We start from the raw sequence: 470 nt of genomic DNA on the forward strand, positions 1-470 counted from the left end.
GTGCAGATCGCAGTCGACACCTCGATCCCGGCGCTGTACGTCACGCGGGTGCTCGACCAGGTCAAGGCAGAGCGCGGACTGCCCAAGGTGATCCGCACCGACAACGGTCCCGAGTTCGCGGGCCGAACGATGCAGACCTGGGCCACAAAGAACGGCGTCGAGCTGCGCTTCATCCAACCGGGCAAGCCCGTGCAGAACGCCTACATCGAGAGCTTCAACAGCCGCTTCCGAGACGAGTGCCTGTCGCAGCACTGGTTCGCCAGCCTGAGCCACATGCGCAGCATCGTCGACAGCTGGCGTGACGACTACAACCACCACCGACCGCACAGCACCCTCGGGTACGTGCCGCCGGCCTTGTTCGCCGCGCGGTGCCGCCAGCTCGCTGGCGGCACCGCGCAAACCACCGCATCAACTACGATGCAAACCCTCGACCTCTAGATCAAAGTGCTACGAAAGCCGGGGGCAGCGCA

The 470-nt window shown here is 65.1% G+C and carries 1 protein-coding gene; it reads left to right on the forward strand.

Annotated features, from left to right (window positions below; all coding sequences use genetic code 11):
- On the forward strand, window positions 1-438 hold a 438-nt coding region (locus tag AC3A6R_RS27125), incomplete at its 5' end, for an integrase core domain-containing protein (protein WP_487866179.1).
- Window positions 439-470: the final 32 nt, after the last annotated feature.

Source organism: Variovorax sp. Soil_C_19 (assembly GCF_057657255.1).